Source organism: Erythrobacter sp. YT30 (assembly GCF_001542875.1).
Lineage (GTDB): Bacteria > Pseudomonadota > Alphaproteobacteria > Sphingomonadales > Sphingomonadaceae > Erythrobacter.
This window is the reverse complement of record NZ_LMAF01000001.1, coordinates 41,443-60,431: the sequence shown is the minus strand read 5'-3', so window position 1 is coordinate 60,431 and position 18,989 is coordinate 41,443. Positions and strand designations below refer to the sequence as shown.

The 18,989-nt window shown below is 55.5% G+C and carries 14 protein-coding genes, 1 tRNA gene and 1 other RNA gene; 4 read left to right on the top strand and 12 right to left on the bottom strand.

Going from position 1 to position 18,989, the window contains the following annotated elements:
* Positions 1-6: 6 nt before the first annotated feature.
* The 3 genes from AUC45_RS00305 to AUC45_RS00295 all read right to left on the bottom strand — a co-directional run bounded on the left by AUC45_RS00305 (position 7) and on the right by AUC45_RS00295 (position 3,430).
* Complete coding sequence (locus tag AUC45_RS00305; RefSeq protein ID WP_067598793.1) at positions 7-756, bottom strand: phosphatidylserine decarboxylase; 750 nt, start codon at positions 754-756, stop codon at positions 7-9.
* A gap of 83 nt (positions 757-839) precedes the next feature.
* Positions 840-2,009, bottom strand: a complete 1,170-nt coding sequence (locus AUC45_RS00300) for a beta-ketoacyl-ACP synthase III (RefSeq protein ID WP_067596732.1) — start codon at positions 2,007-2,009, stop codon at positions 840-842.
* A gap of 41 nt (positions 2,010-2,050) precedes the next feature.
* The gene (locus AUC45_RS00295) at positions 2,051-3,430 is read right to left on the bottom strand and encodes a ShlB/FhaC/HecB family hemolysin secretion/activation protein (RefSeq protein ID WP_156423700.1); all 1,380 of its coding nucleotides are present in this window, start codon (positions 3,428-3,430) and stop codon (positions 2,051-2,053) included.
* A gap of 389 nt (positions 3,431-3,819) precedes the next feature.
* On the opposite strand from AUC45_RS00295, the gene AUC45_RS00290 reads away from it, so the two are divergent.
* Both AUC45_RS00290 and AUC45_RS00285 read left to right on the top strand, forming a co-directional pair.
* Positions 3,820-5,466, top strand: coding sequence for a FecR family protein (locus tag AUC45_RS00290; RefSeq protein WP_067596728.1), 1,647 nt, complete (start codon positions 3,820-3,822; stop codon positions 5,464-5,466).
* Between the two features lie 157 nt (positions 5,467-5,623).
* Positions 5,624-7,912 carry an EAL domain-containing protein gene (locus AUC45_RS00285; protein WP_067596726.1) on the top strand — a complete coding sequence of 763 codons (2,289 nt, stop codon included), beginning with the start codon at positions 5,624-5,626 and terminating at the stop codon, positions 7,910-7,912.
* A gap of 70 nt (positions 7,913-7,982) precedes the next feature.
* On the opposite strand, the gene AUC45_RS00280 is transcribed toward AUC45_RS00285, so the two are convergent.
* Positions 7,983-8,068, bottom strand: a tRNA-Tyr gene (locus tag AUC45_RS00280).
* Positions 8,069-8,225: 157 nt separating this feature from the next.
* Here AUC45_RS00280 and rlmB point away from each other — a divergent pair.
* Positions 8,226-9,017, top strand: coding sequence for a 23S rRNA (guanosine(2251)-2'-O)-methyltransferase RlmB (gene rlmB, locus AUC45_RS00275; protein ID WP_067596724.1), 792 nt, complete (start codon positions 8,226-8,228; stop codon positions 9,015-9,017).
* Between the two features lie 13 nt (positions 9,018-9,030).
* Positions 9,031-9,987 carry a hypothetical protein gene (locus AUC45_RS00270; protein ID WP_082700889.1) on the top strand — a complete coding sequence of 319 codons (957 nt, stop codon included), beginning with the start codon at positions 9,031-9,033 and terminating at the stop codon, positions 9,985-9,987.
* Between the two features lie 118 nt (positions 9,988-10,105).
* On the opposite strand, the gene AUC45_RS00265 is transcribed toward AUC45_RS00270, so the two are convergent.
* The 8 genes from AUC45_RS00265 to hrpB form a co-directional block, all read right to left on the bottom strand.
* Positions 10,106-10,378, bottom strand: a complete 273-nt coding sequence (locus tag AUC45_RS00265) for an HU family DNA-binding protein (protein WP_067596720.1) — start codon at positions 10,376-10,378, stop codon at positions 10,106-10,108.
* A gap of 182 nt (positions 10,379-10,560) precedes the next feature.
* Positions 10,561-12,969: an endopeptidase La gene (lon, locus tag AUC45_RS00260; RefSeq protein WP_067596718.1), complete on the bottom strand. Its 2,409-nt coding sequence runs from the start codon at positions 12,967-12,969 to the stop codon at positions 10,561-10,563.
* Positions 12,970-13,106: 137 nt separating this feature from the next.
* Positions 13,107-13,877 carry a hypothetical protein gene (locus AUC45_RS00255; RefSeq protein ID WP_156423699.1) on the bottom strand — a complete coding sequence of 257 codons (771 nt, stop codon included), beginning with the start codon at positions 13,875-13,877 and terminating at the stop codon, positions 13,107-13,109.
* A gap of 9 nt (positions 13,878-13,886) precedes the next feature.
* Positions 13,887-14,228: a YbaB/EbfC family nucleoid-associated protein gene (locus AUC45_RS00250; RefSeq protein ID WP_067596714.1), complete on the bottom strand. Its 342-nt coding sequence runs from the start codon at positions 14,226-14,228 to the stop codon at positions 13,887-13,889.
* 26 nt (positions 14,229-14,254) lie between these two features.
* Positions 14,255-16,051 (bottom strand): DNA polymerase III subunit gamma/tau, encoded by a 1,797-nt coding sequence (locus tag AUC45_RS00245; protein WP_067598790.1) that lies wholly within the window; start codon positions 16,049-16,051, stop codon positions 14,255-14,257.
* A gap of 50 nt (positions 16,052-16,101) precedes the next feature.
* Positions 16,102-16,196, bottom strand: an RNA gene (gene ffs / locus AUC45_RS00240) — signal recognition particle sRNA small type.
* 35 nt (positions 16,197-16,231) lie between these two features.
* Positions 16,232-16,510 carry an ETC complex I subunit gene (locus AUC45_RS00235; RefSeq protein ID WP_067596712.1) on the bottom strand — a complete coding sequence of 93 codons (279 nt, stop codon included), beginning with the start codon at positions 16,508-16,510 and terminating at the stop codon, positions 16,232-16,234.
* Positions 16,511-16,551: 41 nt separating this feature from the next.
* Positions 16,552-18,978, bottom strand: coding sequence for an ATP-dependent helicase HrpB (gene hrpB / locus AUC45_RS00230; RefSeq protein WP_082700888.1), 2,427 nt, complete (start codon positions 18,976-18,978; stop codon positions 16,552-16,554).
* Positions 18,979-18,989: the final 11 nt, after the last annotated feature.

Below are 18,989 nucleotides of genomic sequence, written 5' to 3'. Positions count from 1 at the left end.
CCCAAATCACTGCGCAATTCCTTCGAGCAGTTTTTGCGATCCACGCTCTGCCAGAATTGTCTCGCCTGCAATTACGCGCTGACCCATCAGCACTTTTGGATCGGTGCCAGCGGGGAGATAGACATCTACTCGGCTACCGAACCGGATAAGACCTACGCGTTGCCCTTTCGCAAGAGTATCACCCGGCTTCACAAATGGCAGAATTCGACGCGCCACAAGGCCAGCGATCTGCGTAAAACCGATCATTACTCCATCGTTGCGCTCGATAAGGAAATGCTGGCGCTCATTTTGCTCGCTCGCTTTGTCGAGGTCAGCAGCCATGAACTTGCCCGGAATGTATACGAGACGGCGAACGGTCCCCGCCAAAGGTGCGCGATTGATGTGCACGTCGAACACGCTCATGAAGATCGAAACACGGGTAACAGGTCCTGGTGGAAGGCCCTGGTGACCGGAACCGTCGTCGATGCGTAATTCCTCAGGCGGTTCAACTTGCGTGATAAGAGAGATCAGCCCATCTGCGGGCGAAACAATGGCATCGCTATCCTGCGGGATCACACGTTCGGGATCGCGGAAAAACGCGAACACCCAAGCGGAAATTCCCAAAACCACCATAAAACCAAAGGTCCAGCCGAAGAAAAGCGGGATCAGGCTGATCGCAAGCGCAATGACGCCGAACTTGCGTCCTTCGGGATGGATGGAGGGCCAACTCCAGCTTGCTTCGCCGCGGCCCTGATTGTCTAGTATTTCACCTGGCATAGCGCCCATCTAAGGTGCGCTGACATGGCTCGCAAGCGGGACGGACGGGGAATGCGGGGCAAAAGTACCCCGCCATCACCGAATTAGGCAGCCTTTTGAACGAACACCGTGCCTGCAGAATATCCAGCACCAAAGCTGCAAATGAGGCCAGTGTCGCCCTTTTTCAGATCATCGCTACTAAGGTGAAATGCAATGATCGAACCAGCACTTGACGTATTGCCATAAGTGTCGAGCACAGTCGGGCTTTCGTCTTCATTGGCCTCATGACCCAAGACGCGCTGTGCAATCAGCCGGTTCATACCAGCATTGGCCTGATGTAGCCACAACCGCCGTAAAGCATGCGGATTAAGTTCCAGACGTTCAGCTTCATCAAGGATCATTTGCGCGACCATGGGCACTACTTCTTTGAAAACCTTGCGTCCTTCCTGAACGAAAAGCTTGTCGGCATCTCCGGCGCTTTCGGGGTGTGCGCGGTTCAAGAAGCCAAAATTGTTACGGATATTGTTAGAGAATACCGTCTTCAGCTTGGTACCGAGAATGTCCCAATGCTGGTGAGGAGCGACGGCCGCATCTTCCACAAGGACCGCCGTTGCAACATCGCCGAAGATGAAGTGGCTATCACGATCCCGCCAATTGAGATGGCCTGATGTAATCTCAGGGCTTACCACTAGAACGCTTTTGGCATTGCCAGCTCGAACGTAATCCGCGGCTGTTTGGATGCCGAACGTCGCCGAAGAACAAGCTACGTTCATATCAAAGCCGAAACCTTCGATACCCAGCGCTTCCTGAATTTCGATCGCCATTGCCGGATAAGGGCGCTGCATATTCGAAGCGGCGCACAAGACAGCATCGACATCCTTGGGATCACGTCCCGCCCGCTCCAATGCCTGCCGAGCGGCCAAAACGCCAATTTCCGCCATAATCGAGATTTCGTCATTGTCGCGATCGTCAAGACGCGGACACATCGTTTCGGGATCAATGATCGGCGCCTTGCTCATCACATGACGCGCTTTGATACCGCTTGCTTTCTCAATAAACTCAACCGAAGAATGATGCAGCGCTTCGACCGCACCAGCAGCGATTGCATCTGCGTTGCGTTCGTTGTGGAGGTCGACAAACGCATTGAAACTCTCAACGAGCTCTTCGTTGGTTATGCTCTCCTCAGGCGTAAACAGACCTGTTGATGAAATGACGGGTCGGCCCGTCAAGGAGCCTGGGGATTTTTCAGCGGTGGTGTCTTGCGTGGTTTGCATGGCGGCGGGGATTAATGCCCCAGTCGAAGCCTCGCAAGAGTCTAAAAGTTAACACCCGCTCGCAGGTTGATCTGTGGCCCATCATCAGAGCGTTTACCCGAACCACCGAGCGGAAAACCACCTTCCAGTTCAACATCAAGAACGCCCATACGTGCTCTCACGCCCGGACCTGCGGAGAACAGCGAGCCCTCGCCAAAGTCTTGCTCGATATCATTGACGGTTCCGCCATCAACAAAGCCATATAGCTGCAAACGATCGAGCGGCAATTTGTCCGTATTCACATTGTATCGCAGTTCAGCGAGCCCGTAGAAGCCTTCATCGCCAAGCACTTCACTGAAATTGTAGCCGCGTGTTCGGTACGCACCGCCAAGCGCCAGTTCCTCGCTGCCCAGGAGTGGACGATCCGCAATTTGCCCACCCATGGCAAAAAACAGATCGACCCTGTCGCTCAGCGAAAACCTGGCATCGCTCCAGAATTCGACCTTTGAGAACACGCCGTCGCCATCGCTGCGCGATGCAATCGGGTCACCTAGACGGGTAGCGCCGAACAAGTCGAGACCGCGAACATGCGACACACCAGCGCGAATGCGTCCACCGGGCACGACCACTTGCGTTCGCAGGCCGACTGACGCTGTAACGACTGTGTCGTCGCGCAACATGGCGTTGAGATCGTCCTGCTCAATAGAGATATATTCAGACCTGCCTTCCACCCAGAGGCTCGCCTTCTTTCCGCGTGCCACAGGATGAGTGACTTGCAAGCCAGCTCGTGCGGATTCGCCGCTTATGTCGGTGTCATTAAATGCTCCGCCGGGCGCGGTCGTACCTACAGAACCGGAAGCAGTCAGAGTTAAGCCGTCATTTCCAATCTTTGTCTCGTAGGACGCGCTCAGGAAAAGCAACTCACCAACATCAACCGGGTTGACCCGCACTGCAGCGCGAACCTGATCCCCGCCCGACAAGACATCGCCTGCGGCCATGGCAATTCTCGCTCTGACAGGCCCGAAAGATGCAGAGCCGTAATTGTCCGCCGCCATGCCGAAAGCATTGTCGCGCCTTGATAGTTTGACCGACAAGACACCCAAGCCATCAACCTGTTCGAAGCTGGCATTGCGCAATCGCACCGCTGGAATGTCTGAAACGAGCAGAAGCGCACGCTCCAGATCGGCCTTGCTGATCGAGGCGCCTTTCAATTTGTCGAGGATGCGTCGCGCTATAGAGTTATCATACCCTTCGATCTCGACGACATCAATCGAGCCCTCGTTGAGCCTGACCTCAACAATTCCCAATGCGTTTGGATCGCCGACGATTTCGCTGCTGGCGTAGTCAAAGCCTTGATCTCTCGCTAGTTGCGCGACTTCGTTGGTCAGCTCAGCAAGACGTTCTTCGGTCAGGGTTTCGCCGAAAAAGTCATTGAGTGCCATCTGAAATACGGAATCATCGATTGACTCATTTCCGGATATCACAATTGCTGAAATCTGGCGTTGGCGTGGCTCATCGTCATCTTTTTCAATGGCTTGCGTGCCGGAAGTGCCGACCTGCAACACTGGTGCGAAGGCAATTTGTGGTGCGCGCGTCTCGTTCGCGAAAGCAGGCGAGCATAAGCCCGCCCAGAGCAACACTGCTCCAATCCCTTTCGCTTTCAAGAATTGCACGGCTTACCTCCAAAAATAGAGGCAGCGCCTAGATCAGATCACACTAAGAAATGCTTACAGGAAGCGGCAGTAAGCCAATTTTTACTATCGGGCTTAACAAGCTCTTGAAGCAGGTCCTCCTAAGCGCAAGCTGACTGAAATCCAATTTTGGACCGACAATGATTAAGCTTGCTTTCAAAACCACCGCAGTTGCGGCCCTCCTTTCGACCACCAGCGCGATGGCCGCGACATCTGGTTGGGTCATCTCCGAGGCCAGCGGCAGTGTTGTCATCACTCGCGATGGCAAAACTATGGCAGGCAAGAAGGGCGCTCGACTTGACGAAGGCGACCTGGTGCAGACTGCATCGAAAAGCCGCGCGGTGCTTGTGCGTGGCAGCGAATATGTTGTCGTCTCTCCAAAAGCGAAGCTCAAGATTGCTGAGCCTGAAAAAGCTGGTCCGGTGACGCAGATATTCCAGTATCTTGGAAACGCGCTGTTCAAGATTGAGAAGAAGAGCAAGCCACACTTCGGCGTTGAAACTCCCTACATGGCTGCTGTCGTGAAGGGCACCACGTTTAACGTATCTGTTTCTGAAGAAGGGACAAGCGTTCAAGTAACCGAAGGTGCAGTTGAAGTTATCACGGCCGACGATCTTGAGGCTGCGTTGCTGACCCCAGGCATTGTAGGCGTCGTAGAAGCGGGCCGAGTGGAAGATTTGGTGGTGATCGTAAGCGACAACGCCAACGTCAATCGCGATCAGATTATCACGCGAGGAAACCCAAACCTGGTCGGAAGCCTTAGCCAGATCGGCAATGGGTCTGATGTGGATGTTTCAGTTTCTGAAGGTCGCGGTTCAAATTCTGACCAGTCTTCTCGAGGTAACGGCTCATCTGGAGCTGAGGAAACTAGCGGCTCAAATGTGGATCTCGCCTTCGCTGTCCCCGAATATCGCGATGATGTCGTGACTGATGGTGGCTTTGTTGCGAGCGGCGGGCAAGAGGAAGACGGTGCGCAAGATCTCGAAACTGACTTTGTACAGGATCCCGCGATAGAGGCCGCAGAAGAACCCGATGATCTGCTTGTCGGGGAACAAGAAGACGATGGTGATGACGAAGATGTCGAGGTCGATCCAAAGGATGATTTCGATGATGGCGAGGAAGCGGACAAAGACGACGCTAAGAGCCAGGACGAAGACGACGATGAAGGCGTGGAGCAAGAAATCGAAGATGACGAGTCTTCAGACGATAATGCAGAAGACAGCGATGATGACTACAACGACGACAATCGCGAAGATGATGACAGCGACGAAGATGCTGAGGAAGATGAAGACGGCTCGGGTCAAGGCGTTGACCTAGGAAACGGAAACGGTCTCGGAAATGACGACGACGACACCGAAGATGGCGACGACGACGATGATGACGATGACGACGATGACTACGAAGATGATGATGATCGCGACGAAGACGAGTACGACGAAGACGATGAAGACTCAGATGACGAAGATGCCGATGATGACGAAGAAAACGAAGTCGGCAATGGGCCCGGAAATGGTTTGGGTCTTGGATTAGGTAATGGCAACGGAAACGGTCTTGCTCTTGGTTTGGGTCTAGGAAACGGTGACGATCAATCCGCCCCTGACGATGAAGGTGAAGATCGCAATGGACCGGGCAATGGCCGCGGCCTCGGGCTAGGCAACGGGAATGGGCTCGGATTGGGCCTCGGTCTCGGAAACGGTGACGACGAATACACTGAATTTGACGAAGATGAAGTCTATGGCAGCAATCAAGGCCGAGGTCGCGGTCGTGGACGCGGCAACGCCAACTAGACTTGGTTAGCAAGTTCCCCAACGAGCTAGTACAGACACAAAGCAACACGATCTCAATCATTTCACGATAATTGCACTCCCGCAGCGTTCATTTTGCGCTGTCAGAGGAGAAACCCAGATTGTGCTGAAGAGGAAATTGCCCTCTCTTTCGCAAGAAATGCAAGCATCGCTCGCGGCGTTTGTGATCGCGATCCTTGTTGCGATCGCGGGGCTTTACAGCGGCCTTTCTGACATTTTTGAAGCGGACATGCGCCACGCGCGAGACACGATGCGCGCTGCCCCCACTGATAGCGATATAGTCATTGTCGAAGTGGATGGCCGCTCGCTTCAAGACGTGGCCACATGGCCATGGCCGCGCGAAACCTATGCAAAGGCAGTCGCTGAGCTGGATTGTCTTGGCGCAAAACAGATTGCGTTCGATATCGAATTTTCTGCGCAGTCAACGCCTGAACAGGACGGGATTTTCGCAAAAGCTTTAGCCGAAGCCGAAGCGTCAATCGTTCTTCCGACATTTCGTCAGGTGAACGGTGCCAGCGATGATCAGGTGGTGTCTGAGGCTTTGCCAATACCAGAGCTGCGCGAACATGCTTTTCTTGCCTCAGTGAATGTCCTTCCCGACGCGAACGGCCAAATCACACACTACGGATTCGGCACGGTCACACAAAATGTCCCTCGCCCCTCGCTTGCCAGCATGATTTCAGGCACTGCAGGCGATATCACAGACACATTCCGAGTTGATCAGGCCATTTCGCCTGCATCATTCGACCGGATTTCCTTTGTCGACTTGCTCGATGGCACCATTCCAGCAGCAAAGGTGCGCGGAAAACGGGTCATGATTGGGGCCACTGCGATTGAACTGGGTGATCGTTATCCCACTTCGCTATACGGTGTGCAGCCAGGCGTCGTGGTTCAAGCTCAGGCTGCGGAAACGCTAATACAGGACCGTGCGCGCTCAGACGTCAATCAGGTTTTCTTTCTGGTTCTCGCAGCATTGCTGGTGCTGGCAACGCTCATCAGTCCAACGCTTCGACGGTACACCTTGTTAGTCTTGTTCGGATCAGCCGGTATCGTTGGAGTAACTGCTTTGGCAGCCGATGCCGTGCATCTGCCCTATCTGCAGCTTTCGAGTGCACTCATATTCGGCGTAACTTTCGCCATTGCGCAACGGCTGATCCAGCTCTTGCAGAACCTCTCCGCAGCTCGCTTTACTGATCTCGCATCGGGCCTCAAAAACCGGCGCGCGTTAGAAGCGGCGCAACGCCGAAATCCAAAGCTTGCAATCGGCACTGTCAGGATTGCCGATTTCGATCAATTGGATGCTGTCACTGCTGGTGACGCGGCAGGCCAACTCGATCAAGCTATCGCTCGCCGTCTTCAACTGCTCGCCAAAAGCGAGAGGATTTATAGGATCGAGTACGGCGTTTTCGGGTGGCTTATCCCGGCGGATCGCGACGACGATCTCGACGGCTATTTCTCGTCCGCTTACTCGCTGTTCAACGCGCCGATTGAGCTATCGGGAAGGCAATTGCGCGCAGTGCCATCTTTCGGCGTGTCGAAAGACACCGTTTCTGATGCGGTGCGGGCTAGTGATTTTGCCCGAAGGCGGCACCTGCGCTGGTCTTCGGCTGCCAATTCCATGACGGAAGAATCGCAGTACGAGCAGGCTATCCTGACTGAGCTTGATGAGGCGCTTGAAACGGGTGCGATCTACGTTGTTTTTCAACCAAAACTTAAACTGCCATCCCGTCAAATCACCAGCGCTGAATGTCTTGTGCGCTGGCATAGTCCATCTCTTGGTCAGATTTCGCCTAGTGAGTTCATTCCTCTGCTTGAAGCGAAAGACTCGATTGATCGGTTGACCCTATTCGTGCTGGATGAAGCGATTGAGCGGACGCGGTTGGCCGCATCGCTAGGGCAAGCGCTTAACCTGGCGGTCAATGTCTCCGCACAATTGCTGTCCGACCAGACTTTCGTCGATCAGATTGCGGATCGTCTCGCCAAGATCGCAGATCTACCGGGCACTCCGATCACGCTGGAAGTTACCGAAAGCGCTCCTCTAGACGATCCTCAAGTTGCACAGAAAGCACTGGCGAATCTGCGCGATGCAGGCGCTCGGATCTCCGTCGATGATTATGGCACCGGTCATGCGACACTCAATTACCTCAAGGATTTCCCTGCCAACGAGATCAAACTCGACCAAAGCTTTGTCAGCGACCTCATGACCAATCAGGCGAACCGCGTGATGGTTAGCTCGACAATTGAGCTCGCTCATGCACTGTCTTTCGAAGTCGTGGCAGAAGGCGTCGAGGATGCCGAAACGCTTGAAGCTTTGGCTGATCTTGGCTGCGATTATCTGCAAGGATGGAATATCGGTAAGCCGATGGCATGGGACGATTTTGCGGCCATGCTAGTTGACGAAACACCTACGAAGCGCGCCTCTGCCTAACCGAACAGGACAGCAAAATTTCCTAAACTTGGAAGATTGTTCTGCAGTTGACCTGCTGTGCAAATTCCCGTGGTGGACAGGGCTGGATTCGAACCAGCGTACGCTTGCGCGGGCAGATTTACAGTCTGCTGCCTTTAACCACTCGGCCACCTGTCCACATCGGGCATCTGAAGAGTGCATGAAAGCACCCAACAATAAGCGCGCAGCCCATGGGGCTTCGCTGCCGAGGCGTGCGCTTTGGCGAAGCGAGCCTTGCCTGTCAATGGGGGTGCTGGCAGGGAACCGCCAAGAGTGTCAATTATGGAAGACTGCAATGGCGAAAGGTGAAAAAAAGCGCGCGCTTCGCGGCCGTGCTGGACGAATGAAAGGCGGCCGCGGATCAGGGCGTGCCACATCTAGCCATGTGCGATTGTGGGGCCGCCATCCCGTTGAGGCTGCACTCAAAAATCCTAATCGTAAACACCGTAAGCTTTGGGCAACTAGGGAAGGCATCGAAAGCCTCGATGGCGAGTTGCCGCAGGATTTCCCGATCGAATACGCCGAGGTCACAGATCTTGCTCGCCTAGTCGCCAAAGATGCGCCGCATCAGGGCCTCGTCCTCGAATGTGAGCCGCTTGACGGCACTTTCCTTGACGAGGTTGCAACGGGCGACCCGTCGCGCCCTGTTATCCTGCTCGATCAGGTGACAGATCCGCATAATGTTGGTGCGATCCTGCGTTCTGCCGCAGCTTTCAATGCCGCCTGCATCGTCACACAGGATCGACACGCCCCGCCCGAAAGCGGCGTCCTCGCAAAGTCAGCATCAGGCGCGCTTGAGACGGTGCCTTGGGTGCGCGTCGTCAATCTGGCACGCGCCATGGATGAATTGGCAGAGGCTGGCTATTGGCGGATCGGCCTGGCCGGCGAAGCAGAAGCCACATTAGCCGACGCATTGCCAGTGGGGCCAGTCGCCCTCGTAATGGGTGCTGAAGGCCCCGGAATGCGGCACAATATCTCGCAGCATTGCGATGCGCTGGCACGGCTTCCCATTTCGTCGGCGATTGAAAGTCTTAACGTATCCAATGCCACAGCTATCGCGCTATATGCGACCTCAACACGTTCATAAGGGGAAACTGACAATGACTATGTTTTCGTCCATGAAAGTGAAAGCCGCTGCCGTTCTGGCCGGATGTTCACTCATGCTTTCAGGCTGTCTGATCCAACCGGGCAAGTTTACCTCGGAGCTGATGCTGCTCGAAGATGACGCCTTCACATTCACCTATGAAGGTGAAATCCATTTCGTCGGTCTTGCTAAGCTCGCTGAAGAGAGCAAGCGCAGTTCAGCGGGGGAATTCCAAGCCTATTGCTATGGCCCCTTGCCGGAGGACGCGGAAGAGCAGGAAGCAGCCACCGAAGAGATGACCGCACAAGACGCGATGGACGCTGCTGATGCTGCAGCAGAAGCTGCCGAAGATGCTGTCTATTCTGGCGATCGGGAATGTACGCCTGAAGAAGAAGCAGAACAACGCCAGCAATGGGAAGAACGCCAGCAGAGACGCATTGAAAAGGATCGCAAAGAAGCCGAGCAAATGTCACAAATGTTTGGTGGCGTTGATGTGACAGATCCTGAGGCAGAAAAAGAGCTGGCAGCTATGCTTTTGCGTCAAAAGGGTTTTGACCGGGTCGAAGCCAAGGGCGATGGGATGTTTGACGTCAGCTATTCGATCACCAGCACCCTGCAGCATGATTTCATGTTTCCGATGTTCGAAGGTTTCCCAACATCTTCGCCGTTCGTTCAAGCAATTGTGAGAGATGGGAACGTAGTGCGGATAAACGCGCCAGGCCTCACGCCTGCTGCGGGTGGTGGACAACTCGCACCATTGATGATGGGCGGCGGCATGTTCGGGGGAAGCTCATCGCAAAAAGACGAACTCAACTTGCCAGAAATCGAAGGCACTTTCTCAATTGTGACGACCGGCGATATCCGCGCCAACAACACCGATGAGGGTCCCGCAACTGAAAACGGCAGGAAGCGCCTGACTTGGCAAATCAATTCGCGAACTGAGGCTGCGCCAACAGCGCTCATTGCGATGTGAACCAATCCTGCTCCAAAAGGGCGACATAAACCGCAAAGAGAAACCCCGCCGATCACTCGATCGGCGGGGTTTTTCGAATCCCATGATGCGCCATTTCAGGCGCCGCTATTGGACGTGATTAATTGACCGCGTCTTTTAGGCCCTTACCTGCTTTGAACTTGGGCTGGTTCGATGCCGGAATGTTCATCGGCTCGCCAGTGCGCGGGTTACGCCCCGTCGAAGCTTTACGCTTGGCAACTGAAAATGTCCCAAACCCAACCAGTCGCACTTCATCGCCTTTGGACAGTGCCGTCGTGATAGATTCAAAAACACCTTCAACAGCGTTCGATGCATCATTTTTCGACAGGCCACTGGTATCGGCAACTGCACTGATCAGATCATTCTTATTCATATTGGGAACCCCCTCAATCTTATCAAAGGTCTTGGATCAAATTCGTGTTCGAGGAATCGCATCCTCGAAAGCGCGAAGATTGAGCGGGTTTTTCTTAGGCTGTCAAAGGCATTTCGCTAGGAAAAGCGCCCTTTTTCAGGAAATTTGCAATATTTAAGCCGAACTGCCAGCACTTCGGCCGATCAATGGGCTGTCGGGACGTCAGTTCCTGGCGATCCGGGAGTGCTGCTTGATCCACCCGGCTGCGATGCCAAGTCATCTGCTTCGCTCCATTCGATTGGCGCGGGCGTTTCAACCAGAGCCTGTTCGAGCACCTGGTCAACATGGCTGACGGGAATGATTTCCAACCCCTCTTTCACATTGTCAGGGATTTCAGCCAAATCTTTGACGTTCTCTTCGGGGATGAGCACCGTTTTAATGCCGCCGCGAAGGGCTGCGAGCAGCTTTTCCTTGAGACCACCAATCGCAAGCACACGGCCGCGTAAGGTGACTTCGCCCGTCATCGCCACATCAGGACGGACAGCTATGCCGCCCAGAGTGGAAACAATCGAAGTGACCATGCCAATGCCCGCGCTGGGCCCATCCTTGGGCACCGCGCCTTCGGGCAGGTGGATATGCACATTTCTACGCTGAAACAGGCTCGGCTTGATACCATAAGCCGGCGCGCGTGATTTGACGAAGCTGAATGCCGCGGCAACGCTTTCATTCATCACTTCGCCAAGCTTGCCGGTCGTTTTGACCTCGCCTTTCCCGGGAGTTGTGACACTCTCAATGGTAAGCAATTCGCCGCCAACGCTCGTCCAAGCAAGGCCCGTAACAGCGCCGATCTGAGCTTCCTCCTCTGACGTGCCATGCTTGAATTTGCGCACCCCTGCGAAATCGCCGAGATTTTCTGGCGTGATGGTGACACTCATTGCGTCGCCCTCAAGGATTTTACGCAAAGACTTTCTGGCAAGGCGCGCGATCTCGCGCTCAAGAGTACGAACGCCTGCCTCACGAGTGTAGTAGCGGATCAGATCGCGCAGACCCTCTTCGGTCAGTTCAAATTCGTCTGTTTTCAGGCCATGCTCTTTTACTTGCTTGGGCAAGAGGTGACGCTTGGCGATTTCAACCTTCTCATCCTCGGTGTAGCCTTCAAGACGAATAATCTCCATCCGATCAAGCAGAGGCTGAGGCAGATTGAGGCTGTTCGCGGTGGTGACGAACATGATGTCTGACAGGTCGAGATCGAGTTCGAGGTAGTGATCCTGAAATTTGTCGTTTTGCTCTGGGTCCAGAACTTCGAGCAATGCAGACGCAGGATCGCCACGGAAATCCTGGCCCAACTTGTCAATTTCATCGAGCAGGAACAGCGGATTACTGGTGCCCGCTTTCTTCAGATTGTTGACGATCTTGCCAGGCATCGATCCGATATAGGTGCGCCTGTGACCGCGGATTTCCGCCTCATCACGCACTCCGCCAAGAGACTGACGCACGAACTCGCGACCGGTCGCCTTGGCGATCGATTTGCCTAGCGAAGTCTTGCCCACACCCGGAGGGCCCACAAGGCACAGGATTGGCCCCTTGAGCTTGTTGGTCCGCGCCTGCACCGCGAGGTATTCGATAATGCGGTCTTTGACTTTCTCCAAGCCATAGTGATCGGCATCAAGCACTTCCTGCGCTGTTCCGATATCCTTTTTGAGCCGCGACTTCTTGCCCCACGGCAGCCCCAACAGCACATCCAAATAGTTGCGGATGACTGTGGCTTCAGCGCTCATCGGCTGCATGCCCTTGAGCTTCTTGAGCTCGGCATTCGCTTTGGTCTTGGCTTCCTTCGAAAGCTTCGTCTTTTCGATCTTCTCGGTCAGTTCGGCAATCTCGTTGCCTTCCTCCCCATCACCGCCGCCAAGCTCACTCTGGATCGCTTTCATCTGCTCGTTGAGGTAGTATTCGCGCTGCGTCTTCTCCATCTGACGCTTCACGCGTCCACGGATCTTGCGCTCCACCTGAAGGACGGAAAGCTCACCTTCCATGAACGCCATTACAAGTTCGAGGCGTTTTAGTGGGCTGCTCTCGGTAAGAAGCGATTGCTTGTCGGAAACTTTGGCGTTCAACGCTGCCGCAATCGTGTCGGCCAATTCGCCAGCATCATCAACATCGGAAAGATCGATGTCGCTTTCTTCGCCCATTTTTTTGTTGAGTTTGGCGTATTCGCCGAATTGCTGCGTAACCTGACGCATCAGCGCTGTGACTTCGTTGCCAGCCACAGTTTCTGGCTCGATCAGCTCGATCGCAGCCGTGACATACCCGTCATCTGGGACCATGGCAGAGAGCTTGGCACGGTGCGTCCCTTCGACAAGAACACGCACTGTTCCATCAGGCAGCTTAAGCAGTTGAAGTACCTGAGCAACCACACCCACATCATAAAGATCGTTCTGCCCCGGATCATCGCAAGCAGGATCAAGCTGTGCGAGAAGGAAGATATCCTTCGACGCTTCCATCGCCGCCTCAAGAGCAGCAACAGACTTATCGCGCCCCACAAAAAGCGGCACAACCATGCCAGGAAAGACGACGATATCGCGCAAAGGCAAAAGAGGAAAAGCTTGTGTCATAAGAGATCAGATTTCGTGATTTTGTGTCCCAAGAGGCGCATCACGCCTCAATTCCTACAAGATATGGGTAATGCGCCGGTGGTGCGCAATGGGGCGCTTTGGGAAGGCTGTGGATCGGTCGCAAACAAGTCTGCAAGTCACGCCCAAGCAGACAGCTCCATCTCTGAAAGTTCCGACGCCAAATCAGTGTGCTTCTTGGCGAGGTATCTGTGCGCCTTGCGATGGACCGACTTTAGGTAAGGCTTCAGATGATGTTCAGCACCCGCTGGTGCTGAAAAACGCTTCTCAAAGATGGCAACCGCAGTGACTAGCGCATTTTCCGAGAGGTATCCCGACGTGTCCGACTGCCACCCCTGCATCGCGCCATCGGTGAACTGGCTGAAGTTGCGTGCGCTGTTTGCGAGGAATACGCCGAAACCGAGATATACAGCCGTGCAATCAGTCGCATGCTCTTCCAGCTCGTGCCCGCCCGGTGGCATGCCGAGCGAGTGGATCAGCAAATGCGACAATTCGTGCGCGAAGGTCGCGACGAGTGCGTCGGGTTTATGGAGCAGCTCCGGGTCATAGCGAATTATGGGAGTGTTTCCCTCAACGCTGAAAGTGCCGAGAGCCGAATTCTGTGAAAACGGCCCCGTATCCAATCCCGTATTGACCAATTCTCTTCGCGCCTCGCCTTTCTCCAACTGGCAATGCCATTGCTCAAGACCGGCCGCACGCTTGACCACATCGAACATCTGCGGAGCGGTCGTCGCAGCCATCAATTCAGGATCGTCGGGTAAAATCAAATGCGGGCGAAAACCATCTGGGCCACTTCGCTGCCCGATCTCTCGATCGAGCCAGGCAAAGCACGCCATAAGCCATTCGAACTCGTCCTTCTCAATGGGTAGTTTTGGACCAAACAGACCCACCGCTGCCTGTTATCCCATTCCCGGCAGATTGAAGCCCGGTGGCAGGCCCATGGAGCCTTGCATCTCTTTCATCTGCTCAGCGGACACCCTGTCAGCCTTGTCGCGTGCATCGTTAAACGCGGCGGTCACGAGATCTTCGACGATGTTCTTTTCTTCTTTCACCATCAGGCTGTCATCGATGCTAACGCCCAAAATGCGCCCCTTGGCACTTGCGCGCACTGTAACGAGACCGCCGCCAGCTGTGCCTTCGACTTCGATAGCATCCAGTTTGACCTGCATGTCGTTCATCTGGTTTTGGATCGTTTCGGCCGCCTGCTGCGCGGCTTTCATCATTTCTTCCATGCTTTTCATGGGGGCGTATCCTTTCGCTTATGGGGTCAGCGCCGCCTTGCAGAGGATGCAAAGGCGGCGGTGTTGTCGTTGTCTATGAGTTCGGCATCGGGAAATGCTTCGAGGGCAGCTTTTACGAGGGGATGCGCGCGCGTGCGCTCTTCAGCGGCTTTTGCGTCGGCATCGGCCTGTTCGCGCAAGCTTGGCTGAGCGACCCCTTCCCCGCGTTCGACCTGCCAACGCTTGCCAGTGAGCTTGAACAGAGCGTCACGGATATCAGGGATCGGATCATCAGAGAATTGATCCGCCTGCTCAAAGATCAATCGTTCCGCAGCCAGCTCAATCACTCGCACCCGATCCCGCATCATCTGGGCGACGCGCAATTGTCCAGCCTTATCGACATTATCGACAAGCTCCGCCCAATCGAGTGCGCCCGACGCGGCCTGCACCGCAGGTGCGGCTTCACTTGGCATTGCAGTAGCGGCGGAAAGAGGATTGCTCGCCAATTCCTCAAGGCGTTTTGCAAGCTTGCCGGGATCGGGCATTTCTGCAGCATGCAGCACGCGGAGCAAGGCCATCTGTAGAGCAACCAGAGGGTCTGGTGCCTGACGGACTTCCTCGTGACCCTTCAACAGCAATTGCCAAAGACGATGGAGCTGTGATGCGGAAAGACGCTGCGCAAGTTCACCAAGCGCGCTGCGTTCTTCCTCACTCGGAGCGTCAGCTTCTCCGCCGGAAACTTGCGCGACGGTGACGCGGTGCACCAGGTCCATCATCGCGCGCATGAGCGCAAGCGGCTCAACCCCAAGAGCATATTGCTCATCAATGCCTTTGAGAAGCGCGGGCGCATCTGCTTCCAGCACGAAGTTCAATAGCCCACGCTGCGCACTTTTATCCGCCAGCCCCAGCATATCACGCACGCGTGCGCCGGTGACCTGTCCGCCTTCCTCAAGATCAGCGTGCGCAATCGCCTGATCGAGGATCGACAAGCCATCGCGCACTGACCCTTCTGCTGCGGCAGCGATAATGGCGAGCGCTTCGTGCTCAGCCGCAACGCCTTCCTGCTCGCAGACATGACCGAAGTGTTTAGCGAGCAAATCGGCTGGAATACGCCGCAAGTCGAACCGCTGCGTTCGGCTGAGTACGGTGACGGGCAGCTTGTCGACTTCAGTGGTAGCGAAGAGGAATTTCACATGCGCAGGCGGCTCCTCGAGTGTCTTGAGCAACGCATTGAATGCATTGCGAGACAGCATATGAACCTCGTCAATGATGTATATCTTGTAGCGCGCTGAAACGGCCGCGTAGCGAACTTGCTCGATAATTTCGCGAACATCATCAACGCCGGTGTGGGATGCGGCGTCCATCTCGATCACATCGATATGGCGCCCCTCAGCTATAGCTTCGCAGAATTCGCATTGTCCGCAGGGATCAATCGTCGGCCCGCCCTGACCATCGGGACCAACGCAATTCAGCGCCTTCGCAATCAAGCGCGCCGTAGAGGTTTTACCGACCCCCCTCACTCCGGTCATCAAGAATGCATGCGCCAACCGATCCCGCTCAATTGCATTAGCCAGTGTGCGCACCATCGGCTCTTGGCCGATCAATTGAGAGAAAGTCTGAGGTCGATATTTGCGTGCAAGGACGCGGTAAGGTTGGCTTGCCTCGTCCGCTGTTGGTGTGGGCTTCACTTCTGGTGTCGGTTCGAGGACTTTGGTTTCGGGCGGTTCTGCGTTGCCCAAATCAGACCCGCCGAACATTGAATCCTGACCCGCAGCCTCGAGCTCGGCAGCGCTTGGCGCATTCTCGTTTTCGGTATTACGTGGATCGGGATCGGAATCAGTCATCATCGCTAAAGCTAGGCGCTTGATGCGCGTTTGTCATCGCGATGTTGAAGGAAAAAGGAGCCGAGCGACCCGCCGCAATTCACCTGGGCTGCTTCCTTCCGGACCTGACCCGGTGAGCGAACGCAAACGTCCACCCGACTCCCGAACGCGCATATGGCGGCAAGCGATGAAGAATTCAACTCACTTAAAGTTGTCGGCGTACGCCTGGATCTTGAGTGACTTCGGCGGTGTCGCATGAACACGCGCCGTGATCCCATACTTTTCGGCATAGGCCTTCGCTGCATCTTTGTCCGGAAAGGTCAGCTTCACCTGCGATTGCGTGTCTCCGCTCCCAGTCCAACCCATGAGCGGATCAGGCCTGCGCGCTTCAGATTGCTCAAATTCGAGCACCCATGTGTCTGTCTTCGCCTTGCCTGATTGCATCGCGCTTTTGGGTGTCTGATAGATAATCGCAGTCATATTATTTGTGATCCCTTTTCGCGACGCCAAATACCCAAAACTTAGCCGCGTTCAAATCGGTTTTTAGTCTTGAGACTGGGTTTTTCAGTCCACGGCTGCTTGGGCCAGCGATGCTTAGGATAGAGACCTTTCATATCGCGCACCACATCCGCCCAACTACCGCGCCAGAATCCTGGCAGATCGCGCGTTGATTGGATCGGACGGCCCGCGGGCGAAGTCAGCTTCAAGAGCAAAGGTGTGGTGCCAACTTTGGGATGCTGATCAAGCCCAAACACTGCCTGAACTCGCACTTCGACGCTGGGCGCATCGTCTCCTGCGTAATCAATGGCATGGCGCGTATCAGCTGGCGAGGTGAAGTGAGAGGGCGCTACTTTTTCAAGCCGCTGACGAGTGTCCCAATCGAGCTGTGCAAGAACGGCTTCGGCAAACCTATGGGCCGGTATATCAAGGTCGCGTCGCTCGCTCAGCAATGGCTTCAGCCACAATGCAGCAGAGTCACGCAGCGCACCCTCGGAGAGCGCTTCAATCCCCGCAAAATCGGCCCGCGCCAGAAAACCATCAGGCAGAATTGTCCCAAGATTTTCCAGAGCCTTATCCACAAGGAGGTCCACAACCTGCTGCGGGTCTTGATCAGGATCCGCCGCGCGCGAAATTGTAATAGCACCCAAGCGGTTCTCCAGGCGCGCATCGACGCGATTTTTCTCGCTATTCCAATGCACAAGGCGGATTTTCTCCACGCGGTCTGAGAAGGCTTGCTCAACCTGAACTGCGTCGAGTTCCACTGCTGCTGTGATCCGCGCACCTTTCGCTTGTCCCTGCGCATCGCCGATCACGATCCATTCCGCGCGGGCGAGCGATGATGCTGGATCAAGCTGAAAGCCGCGCCCACCTACCGTCAGCCAATTTTCCCCACTTGTATCGCGGCGCTTGGCAACAAAATCAGAGCGAGCAAATGCAAGGCATAAGCTGCTATCGAATTCATCTTCATTCTCGCATTCGGTCAGCTTTGCCGCCAAATCGGCCCAGCGCCGCGCAATCTTGCGCGCCTCTTCGGCGCGGCGTGATCGGTCGCCCATCCAGCGCGAATGTCGTTCGGTCAGATCAACACTGCGCCCGCCAAGCCCGCGTTCCTGGAGCAGCATAATGGTTTGCGCAGCTTCATTGGCGACACCGTACTTCGCCCCAAACAATATGTTGGCTGCATGATCGGGAGCCATGGGCAATAGCGCCATCGCTTGACCCCATGGGGTGATCCGTCCGTCCGCATTGAGAGCTCCGAGCGAATACAGCATCTTGTGAGCTGCTGAAACGGATGCTTCTGGTGGAGGATCAATCCACGGCAGCGCCGCGGGATCGCTCGTCCCCCATTTCGCGAGCGTCAAGAGCAGTCCGGACAGATCGGCCGTTTCAATCTCGGGCGGCGCAAACTCAGGGCGGCCCAGGTGCCCGCCTTCTTCCCAGAGCCGGTAGGCAACTCCCGGTCGCTGCCGCGCCGCGCGCCCTGCCCTTTGGGTCGCAGCCGCCTGACTTGCCCTTTTCGTTACCAGATGCGTGGTGCCAGCCGCGCGGTCATATTCGGCCATACGCGCAAAGCCGCTATCGACAACAACCGAAACGCCGTCCAGCGTTAAGGAGGTCTCAGCAATCGCACTCGCCAGGACAATCCGGCGACGGCCTTCGCTGTCGCGCTTGATCGCTGCTCGCTGGCCTGCCGGTTCGACCTGTCCGTGCAAAGGCAAGATTGGAGTGTTGGGCAGCTTCGTTTCCAGCCGCTCCCTTACTCGCTCAATCTCCCGCACACCGGGAAGGAAAGCGAGGATATCGCCATCCTCGTTGCGCCACGCAGTCATCACCGCATTGGCAACCTGATCTTCGACAGGAAGCGCTGGTTCACTGGCCAGCCACTTGATATCAAGTGGAAAGCTGCGTCCCTCGCTCTCAATTATCGCGGCTTCATCGCCCAACAAATCGGCGAAACGCGCGCCATCAATCGTCGCCGACATGACCAGAATGCGCAAATCCTCGCGCAGTACACTTCTCGTCTCCAGAGCAAGCGCAAGTCCCAGATCGCTATCAAGATGTCGCTCGTGCGCTTCATCGAAAAGGATCGCTGACACCCCTGGCAATTCCGCATCATCAACAAGCCGGTTCACCAGAATCGCCTCCGTCACGACCAGAATGCGAGTTTTCGCCGAAGCTTTGCTGTCAAGGCGGGTTATGTATCCCACCGTGCCTCCGGGTTTTTCGCCCAGAATTTCCGCCATCCGCTCAGCTGCGGCGCGAGCTGCAACTCGGCGGGGCGATGTGACTATGATCTGGCCGGTGCACCAGTCTTCTTTGATAAGCTCTGGCGCGATCGCGGTCGTCTTGCCCGCACCTGGCGGCGCTATCAGGACAGCCGCACCGCGCGTGGCCATAGCCTCGCGAATGTCTGGCAAAACGGCTTTTATGGGAAGATCGAGGCTCACGCGCCCCGATT

Bases quoted from the DNA above. Each gene is read 5' to 3' on its own strand.
- AUC45_RS00285 (WP_067596726.1), top strand. From the start codon at position 5,624: ATGCAAGCATCGCTCGCGGCGTTTGTGATCGCGATCCTTGTTGCGATC.
- AUC45_RS00305 (WP_067598793.1), bottom strand. From the start codon at position 756: ATGCCAGGTGAAATACTAGACAATCAGGGCCGCGGCGAAGCAAGCTGG.
- AUC45_RS00295 (WP_156423700.1), bottom strand. From the start codon at position 3,430: ATGGCACTCAATGACTTTTTCGGCGAAACCCTGACCGAAGAACGTCTT.
- rlmB (WP_067596724.1), top strand. From the start codon at position 8,226: ATGGCGAAAGGTGAAAAAAAGCGCGCGCTTCGCGGCCGTGCTGGACGA.
- AUC45_RS00290 (WP_067596728.1), top strand. From the start codon at position 3,820: ATGATTAAGCTTGCTTTCAAAACCACCGCAGTTGCGGCCCTCCTTTCG.
- AUC45_RS00270 (WP_082700889.1), top strand. From the start codon at position 9,031: ATGACTATGTTTTCGTCCATGAAAGTGAAAGCCGCTGCCGTTCTGGCC.
- AUC45_RS00250 (WP_067596714.1), bottom strand. From the start codon at position 14,228: ATGAAAAGCATGGAAGAAATGATGAAAGCCGCGCAGCAGGCGGCCGAA.
- AUC45_RS00235 (WP_067596712.1), bottom strand. From the start codon at position 16,510: ATGACTGCGATTATCTATCAGACACCCAAAAGCGCGATGCAATCAGGC.
- AUC45_RS00245 (WP_067598790.1), bottom strand. From the start codon at position 16,051: ATGACTGATTCCGATCCCGATCCACGTAATACCGAAAACGAGAATGCG.
- AUC45_RS00265 (WP_067596720.1), bottom strand. From the start codon at position 10,378: ATGAATAAGAATGATCTGATCAGTGCAGTTGCCGATACCAGTGGCCTG.
- AUC45_RS00300 (WP_067596732.1), bottom strand. From the start codon at position 2,009: ATGCAAACCACGCAAGACACCACCGCTGAAAAATCCCCAGGCTCCTTG.
- lon (WP_067596718.1), bottom strand. From the start codon at position 12,969: ATGACACAAGCTTTTCCTCTTTTGCCTTTGCGCGATATCGTCGTCTTT.